The sequence below is a fragment of the Nocardia aurea genome (genome assembly GCF_003123685.1).
Lineage (GTDB): Bacteria > Actinomycetota > Actinomycetes > Mycobacteriales > Mycobacteriaceae > Nocardia > Nocardia aurea.
The window spans coordinates 1-19,763 of the sequence record NZ_QCYJ01000131.1 but is presented as its reverse complement, the minus strand read 5'-3'; the positions used below and the strand labels follow the sequence as shown (position 1 = coordinate 19,763).

The 19,763-nt window shown below is 66.5% G+C and carries 19 protein-coding genes; all 19 read left to right on the top strand.

The window, feature by feature from the left end:
* Nucleotides 1-24: 24 nt before the first annotated feature.
* Nucleotides 25-981 carry a homoserine kinase gene (gene thrB, locus DAT37_RS34860; RefSeq protein WP_109529260.1) on the top strand — a complete coding sequence of 319 codons (957 nt, stop codon included), beginning with the start codon at nucleotides 25-27 and terminating at the stop codon, nucleotides 979-981.
* Between the two features lie 310 nt (nucleotides 982-1,291).
* The gene (gene rho, locus DAT37_RS34855) at nucleotides 1,292-3,490 is read left to right on the top strand and encodes a transcription termination factor Rho (protein ID WP_198654587.1); all 2,199 of its coding nucleotides are present in this window, start codon (nucleotides 1,292-1,294) and stop codon (nucleotides 3,488-3,490) included.
* 234 nt (nucleotides 3,491-3,724) lie between these two features.
* A complete protein-coding gene (rpmE, locus tag DAT37_RS34850; RefSeq protein ID WP_109529258.1) occupies nucleotides 3,725-3,967 on the top strand; it encodes a 50S ribosomal protein L31 in 243 nt (80 codons plus the stop codon).
* 113 nt (nucleotides 3,968-4,080) lie between these two features.
* Nucleotides 4,081-5,151 carry a peptide chain release factor 1 gene (prfA, locus tag DAT37_RS34845; protein WP_109529197.1) on the top strand — a complete coding sequence of 357 codons (1,071 nt, stop codon included), beginning with the start codon at nucleotides 4,081-4,083 and terminating at the stop codon, nucleotides 5,149-5,151.
* A 28-nt stretch (nucleotides 5,152-5,179) separates the two neighbouring features.
* Nucleotides 5,180-6,073 (top strand): peptide chain release factor N(5)-glutamine methyltransferase, encoded by an 894-nt coding sequence (gene prmC / locus DAT37_RS34840; RefSeq protein WP_109529196.1) that lies wholly within the window; start codon nucleotides 5,180-5,182, stop codon nucleotides 6,071-6,073.
* Between the two features lie 196 nt (nucleotides 6,074-6,269).
* Complete coding sequence (locus tag DAT37_RS34835; RefSeq protein ID WP_109529257.1) at nucleotides 6,270-6,935, top strand: L-threonylcarbamoyladenylate synthase; 666 nt, start codon at nucleotides 6,270-6,272, stop codon at nucleotides 6,933-6,935.
* A gap of 57 nt (nucleotides 6,936-6,992) precedes the next feature.
* Nucleotides 6,993-8,138 carry a glycosyltransferase family 4 protein gene (locus DAT37_RS34830; protein WP_109529195.1) on the top strand — a complete coding sequence of 382 codons (1,146 nt, stop codon included), beginning with the start codon at nucleotides 6,993-6,995 and terminating at the stop codon, nucleotides 8,136-8,138.
* 82 nt (nucleotides 8,139-8,220) lie between these two features.
* Nucleotides 8,221-8,679, top strand: coding sequence for a hypothetical protein (locus DAT37_RS34825; protein ID WP_109529194.1), 459 nt, complete (start codon nucleotides 8,221-8,223; stop codon nucleotides 8,677-8,679).
* A gap of 243 nt (nucleotides 8,680-8,922) precedes the next feature.
* Nucleotides 8,923-9,771, top strand: coding sequence for a F0F1 ATP synthase subunit A (gene atpB, locus DAT37_RS34820; RefSeq protein ID WP_109529193.1), 849 nt, complete (start codon nucleotides 8,923-8,925; stop codon nucleotides 9,769-9,771).
* Nucleotides 9,772-9,852: 81 nt separating this feature from the next.
* Nucleotides 9,853-10,101: an ATP synthase F0 subunit C gene (locus tag DAT37_RS34815; RefSeq protein WP_040704792.1), complete on the top strand. Its 249-nt coding sequence runs from the start codon at nucleotides 9,853-9,855 to the stop codon at nucleotides 10,099-10,101.
* Nucleotides 10,102-10,106: 5 nt separating this feature from the next.
* Entirely contained in the window at nucleotides 10,107-10,667 is a 561-nt protein-coding gene (locus tag DAT37_RS34810; RefSeq protein WP_109529192.1) for a F0F1 ATP synthase subunit B, read from the top strand.
* Between the two features lie 19 nt (nucleotides 10,668-10,686).
* Nucleotides 10,687-11,496, top strand: coding sequence for a F0F1 ATP synthase subunit delta (locus DAT37_RS34805; protein WP_109529191.1), 810 nt, complete (start codon nucleotides 10,687-10,689; stop codon nucleotides 11,494-11,496).
* A gap of 58 nt (nucleotides 11,497-11,554) precedes the next feature.
* Nucleotides 11,555-13,192, top strand: a complete 1,638-nt coding sequence (atpA, locus tag DAT37_RS34800) for a F0F1 ATP synthase subunit alpha (RefSeq protein ID WP_109529190.1) — start codon at nucleotides 11,555-11,557, stop codon at nucleotides 13,190-13,192.
* A 116-nt stretch (nucleotides 13,193-13,308) separates the two neighbouring features.
* On the top strand, nucleotides 13,309-14,280 hold the full coding sequence (locus DAT37_RS34795) for a F0F1 ATP synthase subunit gamma (RefSeq protein ID WP_109529189.1): 972 nt from the start codon (nucleotides 13,309-13,311) through the stop codon (nucleotides 14,278-14,280).
* A gap of 96 nt (nucleotides 14,281-14,376) precedes the next feature.
* Nucleotides 14,377-15,825: a F0F1 ATP synthase subunit beta gene (gene atpD, locus DAT37_RS34790; protein WP_109529188.1), complete on the top strand. Its 1,449-nt coding sequence runs from the start codon at nucleotides 14,377-14,379 to the stop codon at nucleotides 15,823-15,825.
* Nucleotides 15,826-15,831: 6 nt separating this feature from the next.
* Nucleotides 15,832-16,209 carry a F0F1 ATP synthase subunit epsilon gene (locus tag DAT37_RS34785; RefSeq protein WP_109529187.1) on the top strand — a complete coding sequence of 126 codons (378 nt, stop codon included), beginning with the start codon at nucleotides 15,832-15,834 and terminating at the stop codon, nucleotides 16,207-16,209.
* 201 nt (nucleotides 16,210-16,410) lie between these two features.
* Nucleotides 16,411-16,833 carry a DUF2550 domain-containing protein gene (locus DAT37_RS34780; protein WP_198654586.1) on the top strand — a complete coding sequence of 141 codons (423 nt, stop codon included), beginning with the start codon at nucleotides 16,411-16,413 and terminating at the stop codon, nucleotides 16,831-16,833.
* Nucleotides 16,834-16,953: 120 nt separating this feature from the next.
* The gene (locus DAT37_RS34775) at nucleotides 16,954-17,535 is read left to right on the top strand and encodes a cob(I)yrinic acid a,c-diamide adenosyltransferase (RefSeq protein WP_109529185.1); all 582 of its coding nucleotides are present in this window, start codon (nucleotides 16,954-16,956) and stop codon (nucleotides 17,533-17,535) included.
* Nucleotides 17,536-18,084: 549 nt separating this feature from the next.
* On the top strand, nucleotides 18,085-19,365 hold the full coding sequence (murA, locus tag DAT37_RS34770; protein WP_198654585.1) for a UDP-N-acetylglucosamine 1-carboxyvinyltransferase: 1,281 nt from the start codon (nucleotides 18,085-18,087) through the stop codon (nucleotides 19,363-19,365).
* Nucleotides 19,366-19,763: the final 398 nt, after the last annotated feature.

The following is a 19,763-nucleotide window of genomic DNA, read 5'->3' as shown; positions in this document are numbered from 1 at the left end:
TTGAATTCGCGCGACAGTCAAGTGGTGGCCGCGACCCTGCCCGCCGGGCTCTCGGTCACCGCGCGGGTCCCCGCATCGACGGCCAATCTGGGTCCCGGATTCGACTCGCTCGGTATGGCATTGGGCATCTACGACGAGATCGAGGTGCGCACCACCGAATCCGGTCTCACGATCCGGGTCGAGGGTGAGGGCGCCGACGACGTGCCGTGGGGCCCTTCGCATCTGGTGGTGCGGGCGATCGAGCGCGGTCTCGAATCGGCGGGCGTCTGGGCCGACGGTCTCGATGTGGTGTGCCGCAATGTGATTCCGCATTCGCGCGGACTCGGCTCCTCGGCGTCGGCCGTGGTCGGCGGACTGGCCGCGGGCTGCGCCCTCGCCGCCCGGCTCGATCCGGCTCTGGCCACCGACCCGGCCCGCCTCGTGCAGCTGGCCTCGGAATTCGAAGGCCACCCGGATAACGCGGCGGCAAGTGTGCTCGGCGGAATCGTGGTGTCCTGGACCGAAACCGCCGCCGAAGCGGGGGCCGAAGGCGAGGATGTGCCGGATCACAGCCGGGTGTACCGCGCGGTGAGACTCGACCCGCACGCGTCGCTGCACCCGGTCGTCCTGATCCCCGAGGTGCGTTCGTCGACCGCGCACACCCGCGGTCTACTGCCCGAGACCGTGCCACACGCCGACGCGGCCTTCAATGTGAGCCGGGCGGCGCTTGCCGTCGTCGCGCTGACCGAGCGTCCCGACCTGCTCCTGCCCGCGACCTGCGACAAATTGCACCAGACCCAGCGCGCGCCCGCGCTGCCACTGACGACGGCCTGGATCGCCAGGCTGCGGGCCGCGGGAATCGCCGCGACCGTCTCCGGCGCCGGTCCGACCATCCTGGCCCTCGGGACCAGCGAATTCCCCGCGGATCTGCGCCGACTCGCGGTCGCGGACGGGCTCCGGGTGGTCGAACCGGGACTCGCCGAGGGCGTCCGAGTCGGCTGACGGCGAGTCCGTCTTGCCGATGCTTACCGTTGCCAGCTATCCTGGGCAAGTCCGTACATCGTGCGCATCAGACGCCGGTGCTTCATCAGGGCAATCGCTCCAGCAGGCTCCAGGCTCGAGCCTCCAGGCCATGGGGGTGCTGCGTAGCTGCGCAACTGGAATGATCTCTCCCACCTTTCATAATCCGGTGGCGAAGCCGCCGGTCCGGCGGGGCAGGTGATATACGGCATCCGAGTCCGGCACGGTGCCCGGACTGCGGGACGAAACCCTCGACACAGCACACGGCAATCGAGGGAAGGAAAGGATTTCCGTGACAGATACGGACCTGCTCGCGACCCCCGGGGTGGAATCCAACCCGAGTTCCTCGGGTGGCAGCGAAAGTGACTCCGGGCAGATTTCGAAGATGAGCGAAAAAACCGACGTCGCACGATCGGGGCTGACTGGAATGTTGTTGCCGCAGTTGCGCGCGCTCGCGGGGGAACTCGGTATCCGAGGCACCTCCGGAATGCGCAAGGGCGATTTGATCGCCGCCATCAAGGAAAATCAAGCCGGAAAGCCGGCCAAGTCGGACAAGCCCGCGCGCGGCGAGGGGAAAGGTGAGCAGGCGACCCTCGATGTGACGCCGCCCGCCAAGGAAGCCGCTCCCGCGAAGGCGTCCGCACCGGTGAAGGAGAAGGCGACCGAGGTCGCGCAGACGAAATCCGCTCAGGTCGATTCGGCAGCGGTCGAATCCCCCAAGCTCGATTCCCCCAAGGCGGATTCCCCCAAGGCGGAGGCAAGGGCCGACAACGGCCGAGCCGAGACCGCGAAGGCCGACACGGGTGCCGCGGGTGGTTCGGAGACCTCCGAGGATTCCGGCCGCGAGTCGGGGCAGCGCGGCCGTGGTCGGCAGCGTCGCGGTCGTGACCAGGCTCGATCGGGCGGCGGCGAATCGGCCGATGCGCGCGGTGACGAGCCGAAGCAGGACAGCGACCAGGGCGAACGTCGTCGTGAGCGCAACCAGGGCGACCGCGGTCAGGGCGAGCGTAACCAGGGCGACCGTAACCAGGGTGAGCGCGATCGAGGCGAGCGCAGCCAGGGCGACCGCAACAGCCAGGGCGACCGCAATCAGGGCGATCGTGATCGCGGTGAGCGCAGCCAGGGCGACCGCAACAGCCAGAGCGACCGCAACAGCCAAGGTGACCGCAACCAGAACGGCAGCGCGGGCCCGCGTGGCGAGAGTCGCGGTGCCGACCGGGGCGGCGACGACGAAGAAGGCGGTCGCGGACGTCGCGGACGCCGGTTCCGGGAACGTCGTCGCGGTCGTGACCGTGAAGGCGCCCCGAGCGTCGGCGAGGCACGTGAGCTCGAGATTCGCGACGACGACGTGCTCCAGCCGGTCGCGGGCATCCTCGACGTGCTGGACAACTACGCCTTCGTTCGCACCTCGGGCTACCTGGCCGGACCGAACGATGTCTACGTGTCGATGAATCTCGTCCGCAAGAACGGCCTGCGCCGCGGTGACGCGATCACCGGTGCGGTGCGCGCCCCTCGCGACGGCGAGCAGAGCAATCAGCGGCAGAAGTTCGATCCGCTGGTGCGTCTGGACACCGTCAACGGCGGTGACGTCGAGGCGGCCAGGCGTCGTCCCGAGTTCAGCAAACTGACCCCGCTGTACCCGAATCAGCGACTGCGCCTGGAAACCCAGCCCAACAAGCTGACGACCAGGGTCATCGACCTGATCATGCCGATCGGTAAGGGCCAGCGCGCCCTCATCGTCTCGCCGCCCAAGGCCGGCAAGACGACGATCATGCAGGACATCGCCAACGCGATCGCGACCAACAACCCCGAGTGCTACCTCATGGTCGTCCTGGTCGACGAACGTCCGGAAGAGGTCACCGATATGCAGCGTTCGGTGAAGGGTGAGGTCATCGCCTCGACCTTCGACCGGCCGCCGTCGGATCACACCTCGGTCGCCGAACTCGCCATCGAGCGCGCCAAGCGCCTGGTGGAAATGGGCAAAGACGTTGTGGTGCTGCTCGACTCGATCACCCGATTGGGCCGCGCGTACAACAACTCCTCGCCCGCTTCGGGTCGTATCCTCTCCGGTGGTGTCGATTCGACCGCGCTGTACCCGCCCAAGCGGTTCCTCGGCGCGGCCCGCAATATCGAGAACGGCGGCTCGCTGACGATCATCGCCACCGCGATGGTGGAAACCGGTTCGACCGGTGACACGGTGATCTTCGAGGAGTTCAAGGGCACCGGCAACGCCGAGCTCAAGCTCGACCGCAAGATCGCGGAACGGCGTGTGTTCCCGGCGGTGGACGTCAATCCGTCCGGTACCCGTAAGGACGAGCTGCTGCTCAACCCGGACGAGGCGGCGGTGCTGCACAAGCTGCGTCGCGTGCTGTCCGGACTGGACTCACACCAGGCGATCGATCTGCTGATCGACCGACTGAAGAAGTCCAAGAACAACCTGGAGTTCCTGATGCAGGTCAGCAAGACCGCACCGGGCGCGCTGGACGAATAACCGAACGACACCGAAAGGGCCTCGCGTACGCGGGGCCCTTTCGGCATTTCCGGCCCGGACGCGGAAAAGTTCAGGAACAAATGGCGGGTGGGGGGTGTTCCTCTAGCGTACGAACGGTTCTGGCATACTGGATCGCCGTGCGTCTGTGCGTTCGCGCAGACAATCCCGCCTAGTCGGTTCCGGTTCACGCTCACACTCGTGGGCGACCCGGCGACCAATATCGAGAGGACATCCATGAAGGCAGGAATCCACCCGACCTACGTCGACACCACCGTCGTCTGTGGTTGCGGTAATACCTTCCAGACTCGCAGCACCAAGGAGTCGGGACACATCACCGTCGAGGTCTGCTCGCAGTGCCACCCGTTCTACACGGGTAAGCAGAAGATCCTCGACACCGGTGGCCGTGTCGCCCGCTTCGAGGCTCGCTACGGCAAGCGCGCGGGCAAGAAGGCCGACGCCGAAGCCGACGCCAACTAGCTTCCCCGCCGACGCCCGGTCCTGCATCGCAGGCCGGGCGTCGGTGCGTTTGCAGCGGCATTCCCGGTGGCCGTGGTCTTCGCCGCCGGGCACATCTGAGAGGAAGCCCAACCATGACGCAGCCGTCCGCGATCGATGACATTCTGGCCGAGCACGCGGGTCTGGAGATGCAGCTGGCCGATCCGGCCCTGCACAACGATCCGGGTGCGGCCCGCCGAGTCGGCAAGCGTTTCGCCGAACTCGCGCCGGTCATGGCGACGCACAGCAAACTGAGCGCCGCCCGCGACGATCTCGCGGCCGCCAAGGAATTGGCCGCCGACGATTCGTCCTTCGCGGCCGAGGTGCCCGAGCTGCAAGCCCAGGTCGTCGAGCTGGAACAGACGCTGGCCGATCTGCTGGCCCCGCGCGACCCGCACGACGGCGACGACGTGGTGCTGGAAGTGAAATCCGGTGAAGGCGGCGAGGAATCCGCGCTGTTCGCCTCCGACCTGGCTCGCATGTACGTGCGCTACGCCGAGCGGCACGGCTGGAAGGTCGAGATCCTCGGTGTCACCGTCTCCGATCTCGGCGGCTACAAGGACGCGACACTGTCCATCAAGAGCCGTGACGCGACCCGCGACGGCGTCTGGTCGCGCCTGAAATTCGAAGGCGGCGTGCACCGCGTGCAGCGGGTGCCCGTCACCGAATCGCAGGGCCGGATCCACACCTCGGCGGCCGGTGTCCTGATCTACCCCGAACCCGACGAGGTCGAAGAGGTGCAGATCGACGAGACCGATCTGCGCATCGACGTGTACCGGTCCTCGGGTAAGGGTGGTCAGGGCGTCAACACCACCGACTCCGCGGTTCGCATCACCCACCTGCCCTCCGGCATCGTGGTGACCTGCCAGAACGAGCGTTCGCAGTTGCAGAACAAGGCCCGCGCCATGCAGGTGCTCGCCGCCAGGCTGCAAGCCCTCGCCGAGGAACAGGCCGATCAGGAGGCCGCCGCGGGCCGGGCCGGGCAGATCCGCACCGTCGATCGCTCCGAACGCATCCGCACCTACAACTTCCCGGAGAACCGGATCGCCGATCACCGCATCGGCTTCAAGGCGCACAATCTCGACACCGTCCTCGACGGTGAGCTCGACGCGCTGCTCGACGCCCTGGCGAAGGCGGATCGCGAAGCGCGCATGTCGGGGGAGTGACCGGGACAGGAAAGGCGGGTGTCGGCCGATGACACGAATCGCGCTGCGTCCGGCTGTCGACGAGGCCGCCGAGATCCTCGGGCAGGCCGGGGTGCACAGTCCTCGCGCCGATGCCGAACTGCTGGCGGCGCATCTGCTCGGTGTGCAGCGCACCCGGCTGATACTGGTCCCGCTGATCGAACCGGAGCAGCTGGAGCGGTATCGCGAACTGGTCGCACGTCGCGCGCAACGCATTCCGCTGCAACACCTGACCGGTGTCGCGTCGATGGGGGAGATCGACCTCGCGGTGGGACCGGGCGTATTCGTCCCGCGCCCGGAGACCGAATTGCTTTTCGCCTGGGCGCTGGCGTTTCTCGAGACCCTGCCGCGCGATCACCCGCCGACCGTCGTCGACCTGTGTACCGGTTCGGGCGCGCTGGCCCTCGCCATCGCGCACGCCCGTCCCGACGCGCGGGTACACGCGGTCGAACTCGACCCGGACGCGCTGCGATGGGCCCGCCGCAATGCCGACGACCGCGCCGCCGACGGTGACACCGCGATAGTCCTGCACGCCGACGATGTCACCGACCCGGCACTGCTCACCGAACTGAACGGCCGCGTCGACGTGGTCGTCGCCAATCCGCCCTACATTCCCGAGGACGCGGTCCTCGACCCGGAAGTCGCCGATCACGATCCGCACCGCGCGTTGTTCGGGGGGACCGACGGGCTCGACGTGATCCGGGGCATGGTCCCCACCATCACCAGGCTCCTTCGTCCCGGCGGCGCGACGGCCATCGAACACGACGATTCCAACGGCTCGGCGCTGGCGGCGGTGTTGAACGCCGAGGTCGGGATGTTCACCGATGTCGCCGAACATCCGGACCTCGCGGGCCGTCCACGGTTCGTCGTCGCGCGCAGGGCGGTTTCCGGCGATCAGGGGTGATCCGGTCGGAGACCGAAGCGGCCTAGACGTCGAGGTCTAGCGCGGACACGGATGCTCGCTCGGGCCACCGAACGACATGATTCGGCTCCGTTGGATCGAGAACGGTGAAACGTGGTGCCGATCACCGACACGGTGGGTTCGAGGCCGCGACGGCCTGATACCAGTCGCGGCCGGGTCGCGTGACAGTATGGGGGCCGTGAGTACCGTCTACGACTGCGCGGATCCCGACTCGCGCGCCGCCGGACTGGCCGCGGCCACCAGTGCACTGAAGTCAGGGCGACTCGTGGTGATGCCGACCGACACGTTGTACGGCCTCGCCGCCGACGCGTTCGATTCCGCCGCGGTGAGTTCGTTGCTGGCCGCCAAGCGCCGCGGTCGCGATATGCCGGTGCCGGTTCTGGTCGGGTCGTGGAACACCATCGATGGTCTGGTGTTCTCGGTGCGTCCGCAGGCCCGTGAACTGATCCGCGCCTTCTGGCCGGGCGGCCTGAGTCTCGTTGTGGAACAAGCGCCTTCGCTCGCCTGGGATCTCGGCGATACCAGAGGAACGGTGATGCTGCGCATGCCGCTGCATCCGGTGGCGCTGGAACTGCTCGACAAGGTCGGTCCGCTCGCGGTGTCGAGTGCCAATGTCTCGGGGCAGCCCCCCGCCAAGACCGCGCCCGAGGCGCGCGATCAGCTCGGAGATCTGGTCGGGGTGTACCTCGACGGCGGCCGTTCCGACCATGCCGTCGCCTCCACGATCGTCGATCTCACCGCGGACCGGCCTCGCATCCTGCGCGAGGGCGCGGTGCCGGTCGAGAAGATCGCCGAAGTGCTCGGCATGGCGCCCGACGAGTTGACCAGTGCCGCTACGCGGTGAGCGGCGACCGATGCGCGAGCGCCGAACGGACCGACGGGTGATCGGGCGGTCCGCCGAATGAGTTCCATCGTTCCGTTGCGCGAGCTGCTGCTCGTCCTCTTGATCTCGGCGACGGTGACCTTCCTCGCCACCGGCGGTATCCGGGTGCTCGCGATCGCCTTCGGCGCGGTCGCGGTCCCGCGTGAGCGTGACGTCCACGTCACGCCGGTCCCGCGCATGGGCGGGGTCGGCATGTACGTCGGCTTGGTCGCGGCCGTATTGTTCGCGCACCAATTACCCGCTCTGCGCAGGGGTTTCGATTACGCCCCTGATATCCCCGCGGTGCTCGTCGCGGCGACGCTGATCGTGCTCGTCGGCATCGTCGACGACCGATGGGGTTTGGACGCGCTGACCAAATTCGCCGGGCAGGTCACCGCGGCCGGTGTGATGGCCGTGATGGGCCTGAGCTGGTACAGCATCTACAACCCGTTCACCAATTCCACGATTTCGCTCGACGCCTTACAGGGCGGTCTGGTGACGGTCGCCGTCACCGTCACTCTGGTCAACGCGATGAACTTCGTCGATGGTCTCGACGGCCTCGCGGCCGGACTCGGGTTGATATGCGCGGCCGCGGTATTCGTGTTCGCCGTGGGCCTGATGAACGAACAGGGCGGTTCGGTCGACACCTATCCGCCCGCGCTGCTGGCGGCGGCGATGGCGGGCGCCTGTCTGGGATTCCTTCCGCACAATTTCCAGCCCGCCCGAATATTCATGGGCGATTCGGGATCGATGTTGATCGGTCTCGTGCTGGCGGCGATCTCGACGAGTGCGTCGGGCCGGATTCCGCTCCAGGGTTTCGGCCCGCGCGACATCGTCGGTCTGCTCTCGCCGCTGCTGCTGGTCGGCGCCGTGATGTTCATTCCGGTGCTCGATCTCGTATTGGCGATCGTGCGCCGCGTCCGCGCCGGGGTCAGTTTCTCGACTCCCGACAAAATGCACTTGCATCATCGCTTACTACAGATCGGCCATTCGCATCGTCGCGTGGTGCTGCTCATCTATTTGTGGGTCGGCGTGCTCGCGTTCGGCGCGGTCGGGAGTTCACTGATGGATCGGCGGCTCGTCGTCCTGCTGATGGCGGGCGGGCTGGTCTTCGCGCTGGTGGTGACCGCTATTCCCGGTATGCGACGCGGGGAGCCCGCGGGCGACCAGCAGTCGCACGGGTAAAGTCGGTCCACGTGAGCGAGCGGATCGACAATACGGCGTCAAGTAAAGACGCGACCGTCCAGACCGTCAGCGAGGCCCGATCGTGAGCTTCACCCCGACCCCCGTCCCCGGTCCCGACGCGCCCCTGCGCGCGGCACTGCGCTACGGCCTGATCGGCCTGGCGGTGCTGATCGTGCTCTCGGTCGCCATCGCGACCGCCACCGCCGGTGTGGAGGGTCTCTGGGGGGCTCTGCTCGGGGCGGCGATCGGCGGCGGATTCATCCTCACCACGGCGGCCGTGATCCTCTTCGGCGCGAAACTGCCGCCGAGCACCGCGGGCCTTGTGATGCTGGTCAGCTGGGTCGGCAAGGTGCTCGTCGTGCTGATCGTGGTCGGCGTGCTCAACAACTTCGACTTCTACGACCGCACCGCGCTGTTCCTCACCGTGATCGGCGCGCTGCTCATCGTCCTCGGGGCCGAGACCTACGGTGTTCTGCGCCAGAAGGTTCCGTACGTGACGACCCCCGCCGGAGACTCCGAACCGGACCCCGCGCCCGAATAACATCACCCCCCTACACAGCGTCGTAGATAACTTGGTAAAGTGTTGGTAAGCAAGCGACCAAGTAGGGGGGATCGACCGGATCCCTCCCGGTGCCGCTATGCTTACTGCCGTGCCGGGCTCCGAGGGGTTCCGGTTCTGCATGTCGACGAACGTCGCCGACACACGTACAGACGCCCGGGCGGGTATTGCCGCACAGCTGCTGACGAATTTCGAGCCGACCTGAGTCGACCCAATTGATCGTCAATGTCCGATCGAACCGCGGGAATGAACGTACCCGCGGCCCGAACACGGGAGAGAACGCTGAGCGTCACCACTCTGGCGGGCGAGTTCCACGCGCCGTCGCTTACCGACTTCTTCCCTCCAGCTGTGCTGTTCGAGGGAACACCGTTCGAACTCGATCGATTGATGCTGATTCGGTTGCTGATGACGGCGGTTCTGGTCGGCTTCATGCTGCTGGCATTCCGCTCGCCGAAGCTCATTCCGCGCGGTATCCAGAATGTCGCCGAGACCGGACTCGTCTTCGTCAAGGAACAGATTTGCGACGAGATCCTCGGTAAGGAAACCGGTCGCAAGTTCTTCCCCTTGATCGCGACCATCTTCTTCACGGTCCTCTTTCTGAACTTCTCCGGCATCGTTCCGGGTTTGAACATCTCGTCGAACGCCCGAATCGGTATGCCGCTGGTGCTGGCAGTCGTCGCCTATGTCGCGTTCAACTACGTGGGTATCAAGAAGTACGGATTCCTCAAGTACATGCGCAGCAGCATCGTGGTGCCGAATGTGCCGCCCGCGCTGCACGTACTGCTGATCCCGATCGAGTTCGTCTCGACCTTCATCCTGCGTCCCTTCACGCTGACCGTCCGACTCATGGCCAATATGCTGGCCGGCCACATCATGCTGGTGCTGTTCTTCAGCGCCACCTGGTTCTTCCTCTTCGACGCCGCCGCCTGGATGAAGGTGTTCTCGCCGTTCTCGCTGCTGGCCGGACTCGGCTTCACGCTGTTCGAGATCCTGGTCATCTTCCTGCAGGCGTACGTGTTTTCGCTGCTGACCGCCGTCTACATCGGGCTCGCGCAGCACGCCGACGACCACTGATCCGACCCGAACCAACTAACTGCCAAACCTGCTACACCGTGCCGACCGGCCGGTGAGCAACAGAAAGGGAATGGAAGACTCATGAGCCTCGCGTACCTGGCCCAGGAAGCTGCTACCTCCGAATCGACGTTCAAGGGCTTCGGCGCCATCGGCTACGGTCTGGCGGCCATCGGCCCCGGCATCGGTGTGGGCATCGTCGTCGGTAAGGCCATCGAAGGCATCGCCCGCCAGCCCGAGCTGCAGGGCACGATCCGCACCAACATGTTCCTCGGTATCGCGTTCACCGAGGCGCTGGCGCTGATCGGTCTCGTCGCCGGCTTCATTTTCTGATTCCGATGTACCAGTACAGTTTGCTCGCCGCGTCGGAGGGTGAGGATGTCAATCCCCTCATCCCCGAGGTGTACGACATCGTCTGGTCGGTGGTCTGCGTCGCGATCATCGCGTTCGCTTTCTACAAGTACGTCGTCCCGCGCCTGACCAAGGTGCTCGACGAGCGTTCAGACAAGATCGAGGGCGGAATCGCCCGCGCCGAGGCCGCGCAGGAAGAGGCCCAGGTCACGCTGCAGCAGTACCAGCAGCAGTTGGCCGACGCCCGCCTCGAGGCCGCGCGTATCCGTGAGGATGCCCGCACCCAGGGCCAGCAGATCCTCGCGCAGATGCGCACGGAGGCCCAGGCCGAGAGCGACCGCATCGTCGCCGCCGGTCACAGCCAGCTGGAAGCCCAGCGCCAGCAGATCCTGACCGAGCTGCGTTCCGAAGTCGGCCGTACGGCCGTCGACCTGGCCGAGAAGATCATCGGGCAGTCGGTTTCGGACGAAGCCAAGCAGTCGGCGTCGATCGAGCGGTTCCTTGCCGAACTCGACGACACCGATGCCGGCATCGGGGTCGGAAGGTAACGACGCGAAAGTGAGAAGCATGTACGCAGCGAGCCGCGAGGCAAGCGCCCGGTCGCGGGAGGCGCTTCGGGCCGCTCTGACCGGAAGCAACGGTGTCGCCGCCACCACGGGCTCGGAACTGTTCGCCGTTGTCGCCGTGCTGGACGATCAGCGTTCGCTGCGTGTTGCGCTCGCGGACGTGTCGGTACAGGGCTCGGCGCGCGCCGAGCTGAGCGAGCGGGTCTTCGGCGGCAAGGTCAGCCCCGCCACGCAGGCGGTGTTGACCACCGCGGTGGCACAGGACTGGTCCCGTACCGCCGATCTGGTCGACACCCTGGTGTTGCTCGGCCAGGAGGCACTGCTGGAGTCGGCGGCCGACAGCGGCCGGCTCGACGCGGTCGAGGACGAGTTGTTCCGGCTCGGCCGGATCGTCAGCGACAACCCGGATCTGGAGCAGGCGCTGTCGGATCGTGCGAAGCCCGCATCGGCCAAGCGCGAACTGCTCGCGGGACTGCTGACCGGCAAGGTCGAGCCCATCACCCTCACACTGGCCGAACAGGTGGTGACCCGGCAGCGCGGCGGCATCGACACGTCGTTCGACGAGTTGGCCGACCTGGCAGCGGGCCGTCGCGACCAGATCGTCGCGCACGCGCACGCCGCGATCGCCCTGACGACGCAGCAGCGGGAGCGGCTCGCCGCCTCCCTGGGGCGCATCTACGGCAAGCCGGTCACGGTGCACGTGCAGGTCGACCCGAGTCTGCTCAGTGGCCTGGTCGTCCGCGTCGGTGACGACGTGATCGACGGCAGTGCCATCGGCCGACTGGAGCGGCTGCGTCGCGAACTCGCCTGAGTCCCGCAGCGCACCACCAACCGACATTCGAGACCCACACAGCGAGAGCAGGAAGAACATGGCGGAGCTGACGATCTCCTCCGACGAGATCCGTAGCGCGATCGAGAGCTACACACAGAGCTACACCCCCGAGACCTCCATCGAAGAAGTCGGTGTGGTCACCGACACCAGCGACGGCATCGCGCACGTTTCCGGCCTGCCCTCGGCGATGGCCAACGAGCTGCTCGAATTCCCGGGTGGCGTGCTCGGCGTGGCGCTCAACCTGGAGGACCGCGAGATCGGTGCGGTCATCCTCGGCGAGTACGCCCAGATCGAAGAGGGCCAGCAGGTTCGCCGTACCGGTGACGTGCTCTCGGTCCCGGTCGGCGACAAGTTCCTCGGTCGCGTGGTGAACCCGCTCGGCCAGCCGATCGACGGGCTCGGCGACATCGAGGCCGAGGAGCAGCGCGTACTCGAGCTGCAGGCCGCGACCGTGCTGGAGCGTCAGCCGGTCGAGGAGCCGCTGGCCACCGGCATCACCGCCATCGACGCCCTGACCGCGATCGGCCGTGGCCAGCGTCAGCTGATCATCGGCGACCGCAAGACCGGCAAGACCGCGGTCACCATCGACGCGATCCTGGCGCAGAAGGCGAACTGGGAGTCGGGCGATCCGAGCAAGCAGGTTCGCTGCATCTATGTCGCCATCGGTCAGAAGGGTTCCACCATCGCGGGCGTCAAGACCGCGCTGGAGGCCCACGGGGCGATGGAGTACACCACCATCGTCGCGGCGCCCGCGTCGGATTCCGCCGGCTTCAAGTGGCTCGCGCCGTACACCGGTTCGGCCCTCGGCCAGCACTGGATGTACCAGGGCAAGCACGTCCTCATCGTGTTCGACGACCTGACCAAGCAGGCCGAGGCCTACCGCGCTATCTCGCTGCTGCTGCGTCGCCCGCCGGGCCGCGAGGCGTACCCGGGTGACGTCTTCTACCTGCACTCGCGTCTGCTGGAGCGTTGCGCGAAGCTGTCCGACGCGATGGGCGCGGGCTCGATGACCGGTCTGCCGATCATCGAGACCAAGGCCAACGACATCTCGGCCTTCATCCCGACCAACGTCATCTCCATCACCGACGGCCAGGTCTTCCTCGAGTCCGACCTGTTCAACAAGGGCGTCCGCCCGGCGATCAACGTCGGTACCTCGGTCTCCCGCGTCGGTGGCGCCGCCCAGACCAAGGGCATGAAGAAGGTCGCCGGTTCGCTGCGTCTGGAAATGGCGCAGTTCCGCGAGCTGGAGGCGTTCTCCGCCTTCGCCTCGGACCTCGACGCCGCGTCGCTGGCGCAGCTCGAGCGTGGCGCCCGCTGGGTCGAGCTGCTCAAGCAGGATCAGTACTCGCCGGTCGCGGTCGAGGACCAGATCGTCTCGATCTACCTGGTCGACGCCGGCTACTACGACTCGGTTCCGGTCGCCGACATCCGCCGCTTCAACGCGGAGCTGATCGAGGATCTGCACCGCGACGCGGCCGACGCCTTCAAGTCCATCGAAGGCGGCAAGGTGCTCACCGGTGACGCGGCCGACGCCATCAAGGCGGCGACCGACAAGTTCAAGCAGGGCTTCCTCGCTTCCGACGGCAGCCGCGTGGTGAACGAAGCCGAAGCGGGCGAACTGGACCACGAAGAGGTCGAGTCGCTGTCGGTCACCCGTAAGCACGTCGAGAAGTAAGCGCGGATCAGCGATGCTTTTTCCGATCAGCGGCACGAGCGGGCACGGGGGCGACGTCACGCGTCGCCCGGTCGTGCCCGCCCAGGCCGCCAGTGCGAATGAAGGGAGTGTGAACCGTGGCAAATTTGCGTGAATTGCGCTCCCGCATTCGTGGTGTGAATTCGATCAAGAAGATCACCAAGGCCCAGGAGCTGATCGCGACCTCGCGAATCTCCAAGGCGCAGGCCAGGGTCGCGGCGGCGAAGCCGTACGCGGAGGAGATCACCAAGGTTCTCGGGGAACTGGCGAGCGCGTCGCAGAATCTGTCGCACCCGCTGCTCACCGAACGTCCGAACGCGCGTCGTGCCGCCGTCCTGGTCATCACCAGTGACAGCGGTATGGCCGGTGGTTACAACTCGAACGTGCTCCGGCGCGCCGAAGAGCTGATGACCACGCTGCGCGGCGAGGGCAAGGAGCCGGTGCTGTACGTGATGGGCAAGAAGGGTGTGACCTACTACACCTTCCGCGGCCGGGATCTGATCGGCTCGTGGGCCGGGTTCTCGCAGCAGCCCAAGTACAGCGATGCCTCGGCCGCGTGCGCGCACCTGGTCGAGAGTTTCATGGCGGGCTCCGAGAACGAGGTTCCGAATCCGGACGGCAGCGGCAGTATCGCGGGCGTCGACGAGTTGCACATCGTGTACACCCGTTTCGTCTCGATGCTGACCCAGACCCCCGAGGTGCGCAGGCTCGCCCCGATCCAGGTGAGCTTCGTCGACGAGAACTTCGACCTCGGCGAGGACAGTTTGTCCGACTCGCCGACCGCGCAGATCTCGGCGCAGTACGAATTCGAGCCCGACGCCGACGTATTGCTGGCGGCTCTGCTGCCCAAGTACGTCAACACGCGTATCTACGCGTCGTTGCTCGAGGCAGCGGCATCCGAGTCCGCGGCTCGGCGCACCGCAATGAAGGCGGCCACCGACAACGCGAACGAACTCGCCAGTGTGCTTCAGCGCGAGGCGAACTCGGTCCGTCAGGCCCAGATCACGCAGGAAATCAGCGAAATCGTCGGCGGCGTGAACGCGCTGGCGTCGAGCTCGGACCGCGACTAAGCGCCGCGGCATGAACAACTGGCCCGAACGCGGCGGCTTGCGTAACCACGCAGGGCCGGTGCATGCCGCAAATCGACACAGAGAGAACCAATCCAAATGACCGCAGCTGTCACTCAAGACAACACGAGCCGGACCGGCGCAGCCGCAGGCCGCGTCGTCCGGGTCATCGGCCCCGTCGTGGACGTCGAGTTCCCGCGTGGCGCGATCCCCGAGCTGTTCAACGCTCTGCACGCCGAGATCACGCTGACCTCGGTCGCCAAGACCCTGACCCTCGAGGTCGCCCAGCACCTCGGCGACGGCATCGTGCGCACCATCTCGATGCAGCCGACCGACGGCCTGGTCCGCGGCGCGTCCGTCTCCGACACCGGCAAGCCGATCTCGGTGCCCGTCGGTGACGTCGTCAAGGGCCACGTGTTCAACGCGCTCGGCGACTGCCTCGACACCCCGGGACTCGGCCGCGACGGCGAGCAGTGGGGCATCCACCGCAAGCCCCCGAGCTTCGATCAGCTCGAAGGCAAGACCGAGCTGCTCGAGACCGGCATCAAGGTCATCGACCTGCTGACCCCGTACGTCAAGGGCGGCAAGATCGGCCTGTTCGGTGGCGCCGGTGTCGGCAAGACCGTGCTGATCCAGGAGATGATCACCCGTATCGCGCGTGAGTTCTCCGGCACGTCGGTGTTCGCCGGCGTCGGCGAGCGCACCCGTGAGGGCACCGACCTGCACCTGGAAATGGAAGAGATGGGCGTCCTCCAGGACACCGCCCTCGTCTTCGGCCAGATGGACGAGCCGCCGGGCACCCGTATGCGGGTGGCTCTCTCGGCGCTCACGATGGCCGAGTACTTCCGCGACGTGCAGCACCAGGACGTGCTGCTGTTCATCGACAACATCTTCCGGTTCACCCAGGCCGGTTCCGAGGTGTCGACGCTGCTCGGCCGCATGCCCTCCGCCGTCGGTTACCAGCCCACGCTGGCCGACGAGATGGGTGAGCTCCAGGAGCGCATCACCTCGACCCGTGGTCGGTCGATCACCTCGCTGCAGGCCATCTACGTGCCCGCCGACGACTACACCGACCCGGCTCCGGCGACCACCTTCGCCCACCTGGACGCGACGACCGAGCTTTCCCGCCCGATCTCGCAGAAGGGCATCTACCCCGCTGTCGACCCGCTGACCTCGACTTCTCGTATCCTCGAGGCCTCGATCGTCGGCGATCGGCACTTCGCGGTGGCCAACGAGGTCAAGCGGATCCTGCAGAAGTACAAGGAACTGCAGGACATCATCGCCATCCTCGGCATGGACGAGCTGTCCGAGGAGGACAAGGTCCTCGTCGGTCGCGCCCGTCGCCTGGAGAAGTTCCTCGGCCAGAACTTCATCGTGGCCGAGAAGTTCACCGGCCAGGTGGGCTCGGTGGTTCCGCTGGAGCAGACCATCGACGACTTCGACCGCGTCTGCAAGGGCGAGTTCGACCACTTCCCGGAGCAGGCGTTCAACTCCTGCGGTGGTCTCGACGATGTCGAGGCGGCTGCCAAGAAGATCGCCGGGAAGTAGTCACCCATGGCCGAAATGTCAGTAGATCTCGTCGCTGTCGAGCGTCGGCTCTGGTCGGGTCAGGCGTCGTTCGTCAGCGCCCAGACCACCGAGGGCCAGGTCGGCATCATGGCGGGCCACGAACCGCTGCTCGGCCAGCTGGTCGAGGGCGGCATCGTGAACATCGTTCCTGTCGAGGGCGAGCGGATCGTCGCGGCGGTGCACGGTGGCTTCTTCTCGGTCACCGCCACGTCCGTACGGATCCTGGCCGAATCCGCTGAATTCGCGGGTGAGGTCGACGTGGAGGCGGCACGCAAGGTGCTCGCCGACGCGGCGGCCACCGACGAAGACCAGAAGGTGGCCCAGGCTCAGGTGCGCGCGGTCGAGAAGGTCGCGCAGCACTGAGACCCTCTGGTTCGTGAACAACTCTGCATAGATCCGATTGTCGGCGGCGAAGATATCTTCGCCGCCGACAACGGTATTCGGGGCATCCAGCCCCACCTGTTCGGCCGTTTGTACACTCGTGTTTGAATATCGAATCGGCAGGGTATCCGGCGGGGCTCGTGAACGGCCGTCGAGAAGGGACGAACAGCATTGCAGACCGGGATGGTTGTTCTGATCATTCTGGTGTCGGTGCTGGTCGCACTCGCCCTGATATCCGTCTACCGGCTCGTCATGTTGCGCCGCGGCGGCACGGCCGCGCTGCTGCGGGTGCTGCCCGCGCAGGGGGGCCAGGGTTGGCGGCACGGCCTGATCCGATACGACGAGGATCGCCTCGTCTTCTACAAGCTCACGAGTCTGCGACTCGGCCCCGATTCCACCATTCGACGGCGTGGCATCGAGATCGGTGACCGTCGAGTTCCGGTCGGCGACGAATACGACATCATGACCGACGACATCATCGTCACCGCGGTCGCCGACACCGACGGCGACTACGAGCTCGCACTCGATCGCGGCGCCCGCGCGGCATTTCTGTCCTGGGTCGAATCCCGACCGTCGGACCGCACCCGCCGCATGCCGGGGATGTAACCGCCCGGCGTTACGCTCGCAAGCGCAACGACCGAATTCGACCGCGCGGACTCCCGCCGCCGGGAACCCCGGCAGGCAGCGTCGCGACCGGCGAGAACACGCGGAGAGGCGGACAGCCGCATGAGTGTGCACCTGACTCGGATCTACACCAGGACCGGTGACGACGGGACCACGGGCCTGAGCGACTTCTCCCGGGTCGACAAAACGGATCCGCGACTCGTCGCCTACGCCGACTGCGACGAGGCCAACGCGGCGCTCGGCGTCGCGATCGCGCTCGGACAGCCCGATCCCGCCTTGCTCGGGGTGCTGCGGCAGATACAGAACGACCTCTTCGACGCGGGCGCCGATTTGTCGACCCCGGTCGTCGCCGAGCCGAAATACCCGCCGCTGCGGATATCCCAGGACTACATCGATCGGCTCGAAGGCTGGTGCGACGAGTTCAATGCCGAACTGGCGCCGCTGAATTCGTTCATCCTTCCCGGCGGCACCCCGCTGGCCGCGCTGCTGCACACCGCGCGCACGGTGGCGCGGCGGGCGGAACGGTCGGCGTGGGCCGCGGTCGCGGCTCATCCCGAAGACACCGCCGTCCTGCCCGCGAAATATCTCAACCGCCTGTCCGACCTGCTGTTCATCCTGAGCCGGGTCACCAACCCCGAGGGTGACATTCTGTGGAAGCCCGGCGGCGGTAAGAAGGATCAGTGATTCCGACTCGTGCGGGATGGTTCGCGGCGCGGTAGGCGCGATGCGGCCCGGTGTGATGGGGAAGACGTCCACAGCGCCGCGTTCGTCCGCCGATCCGTGCCGATCGCATGGCTCTGCCGTCCGGGTCGAGTTTCGAAACAAGTTGCGAACCAATAGGTTTCAACCGCCGAACGTGCGTGCCTCGCGGGAGGCGGCGAAATCTTTCCTCGGTATGTCATCGATCGATGCCGTCGACGTGCCGCGTCGTCCCGGTGACGACCGGGAGTGAGGCGCGGCCGGACACGCCGACCACCCGATCGTCCCCGGATCGATCGGTGTGGCACTCCCGAAGTGTCGAGATCACGCCCGCCGTCGAGGCGGTCACCCGGAGTCGGGGCGTGCCGCACGAGCGGATCGTCCCGGGGGTACGACCCGGCCGGAAGTGAGAGCGGATTCCGATCTCCGCCGCGCGAGGACTTCGGGACGAATCAGGCAACCGACCTGTCAGTCGGTGTACCGGGATCGCGTACACGCGCGTATCTCCCGCCGACGATGGATAAGCTAGCCGGTGTGAGCGAACGGTTTCTGGTCACCGGGGGCAACAGGCTCGTCGGCGAAGTCGCAGTGGGAGGCGCTAAGAACAGCGTCCTCAAGCTGATGGCTGCTGCCCTATTGGCGGAGGGGACCTCGAGGATCACCAACTGCCCCGACATCCTCGACGTGCCGCTGATGGCCGAAGTGCTGCGCGGACTCGGCTGCGAGGTGACCATCACCGACGAGTCGCCGGGTGATCGTTCCGTGGTGACCATCAACACCCCGGCCGAGCCGAAATACCACGCGGACTTCCCCGCGGTGACCCAGTTCCGCGCCTCGGTCTGCGTCCTCGGACCGCTGATGGCGCGGTGTAAGCGCGCCGTTGTCGCGCTGCCCGGCGGCGACGCGATCGGTTCGCGTCCACTCGACATGCACCAGGCGGGCCTGCGACTGCTCGGCGCGACCAGCGAAATCGAGCACGGTTGCGTGGTCGCGCGCGCCGACGAATTGCAGGGCGCGCGGATCCGGCTGGATTTCCCCTCGGTCGGCGCGACGGAGAACATCCTCATGGCGGCGGTACTCGCCGAGGGGGAGACCGTCATCGACAACGCGGCGCGCGAACCCGACATCGTCGACCTCTGCAACATGCTCGTACAGATGGGCGCCCGCGTCAGCGGCGCGGGTACTTCGGTGCTGACCATCCAGGGGGTCGAGCGCTTGTCGCCGACCGACCACCGCGTCATCGGCGATCGCATCGTCGCGGCGACGTGGGGGATCGCCGCGTCGATGACCATGGGGGATGTGAAGGTCACCGGGATCAACCCGAAACACCTGTCCCTTGTGCTCGACAAACTGCGCTCGGCGGGCGCGCGCATCTCCTTCGACGTCGACGGCTTCCGTGTGGTGCAACCGGAGCGTCCGCGCGCGGTCAACTTCTCGACCCTGCCGTTCCCCGGATTCCCGACCGACCTCCAGCCGATGGCGATCGGCCTGGCGGCGATCGCGGACGGCACCTCGATGATCACCGAGAACATCTTCGAGGCCCGGTTCCGTTTCGTGGAGGAGATGATCCGCCTCGGTGCCGACGCGCGTACCGACGGACACCACGCGGTCGTCCGCGGAATCCCGCGACTGTCCAGCGCTCCGGTGTGGTCCTCCGACATCCGCGCCGGCGCCGGCCTCGTGCTCGCCGGCCTGGTGGCCGACGGAGTGACCGAAGTCCACGATGTCTTCCATATCGACCGTGGCTACCCGAATTTCGTGGAGCAGCTCCAGTCGCTGGGTGGCCTCGTCCAGCGCGTGGGCGGCGCCGACTGACCTTGCCGGCAGGTTACGTCGATACCGCATCGATGAAAACTGTTCCTGACCAGGCGATTTGACATCGTGCACGCCGACACGTAACTTTATCCAAGTCAGAGCGACACGGACACCGACCCGGGGCTCAGCGGAGACGCTGAGAACGCTCAACGGAAACGTTGGGACAGGGAAACGAGGTAGTACGAGGAGCGCCTGGCGATCGCACTGGTTCGGTTGAGATCCTGGATTTGGTTTCGGGTGATTGGCTGCGCTAAGCTGGATAAGTTGCCTCACTGATTGATCGAGCGAATTGCTTGTGAGATGGTGTGTGCGTGTGTTCTTTGAGAACTCAATAGTGTGTCGATGAATGTCAGTGCCAAATATTTTATTTGGTTCCGATGCTTTCATACCCCCGTGTG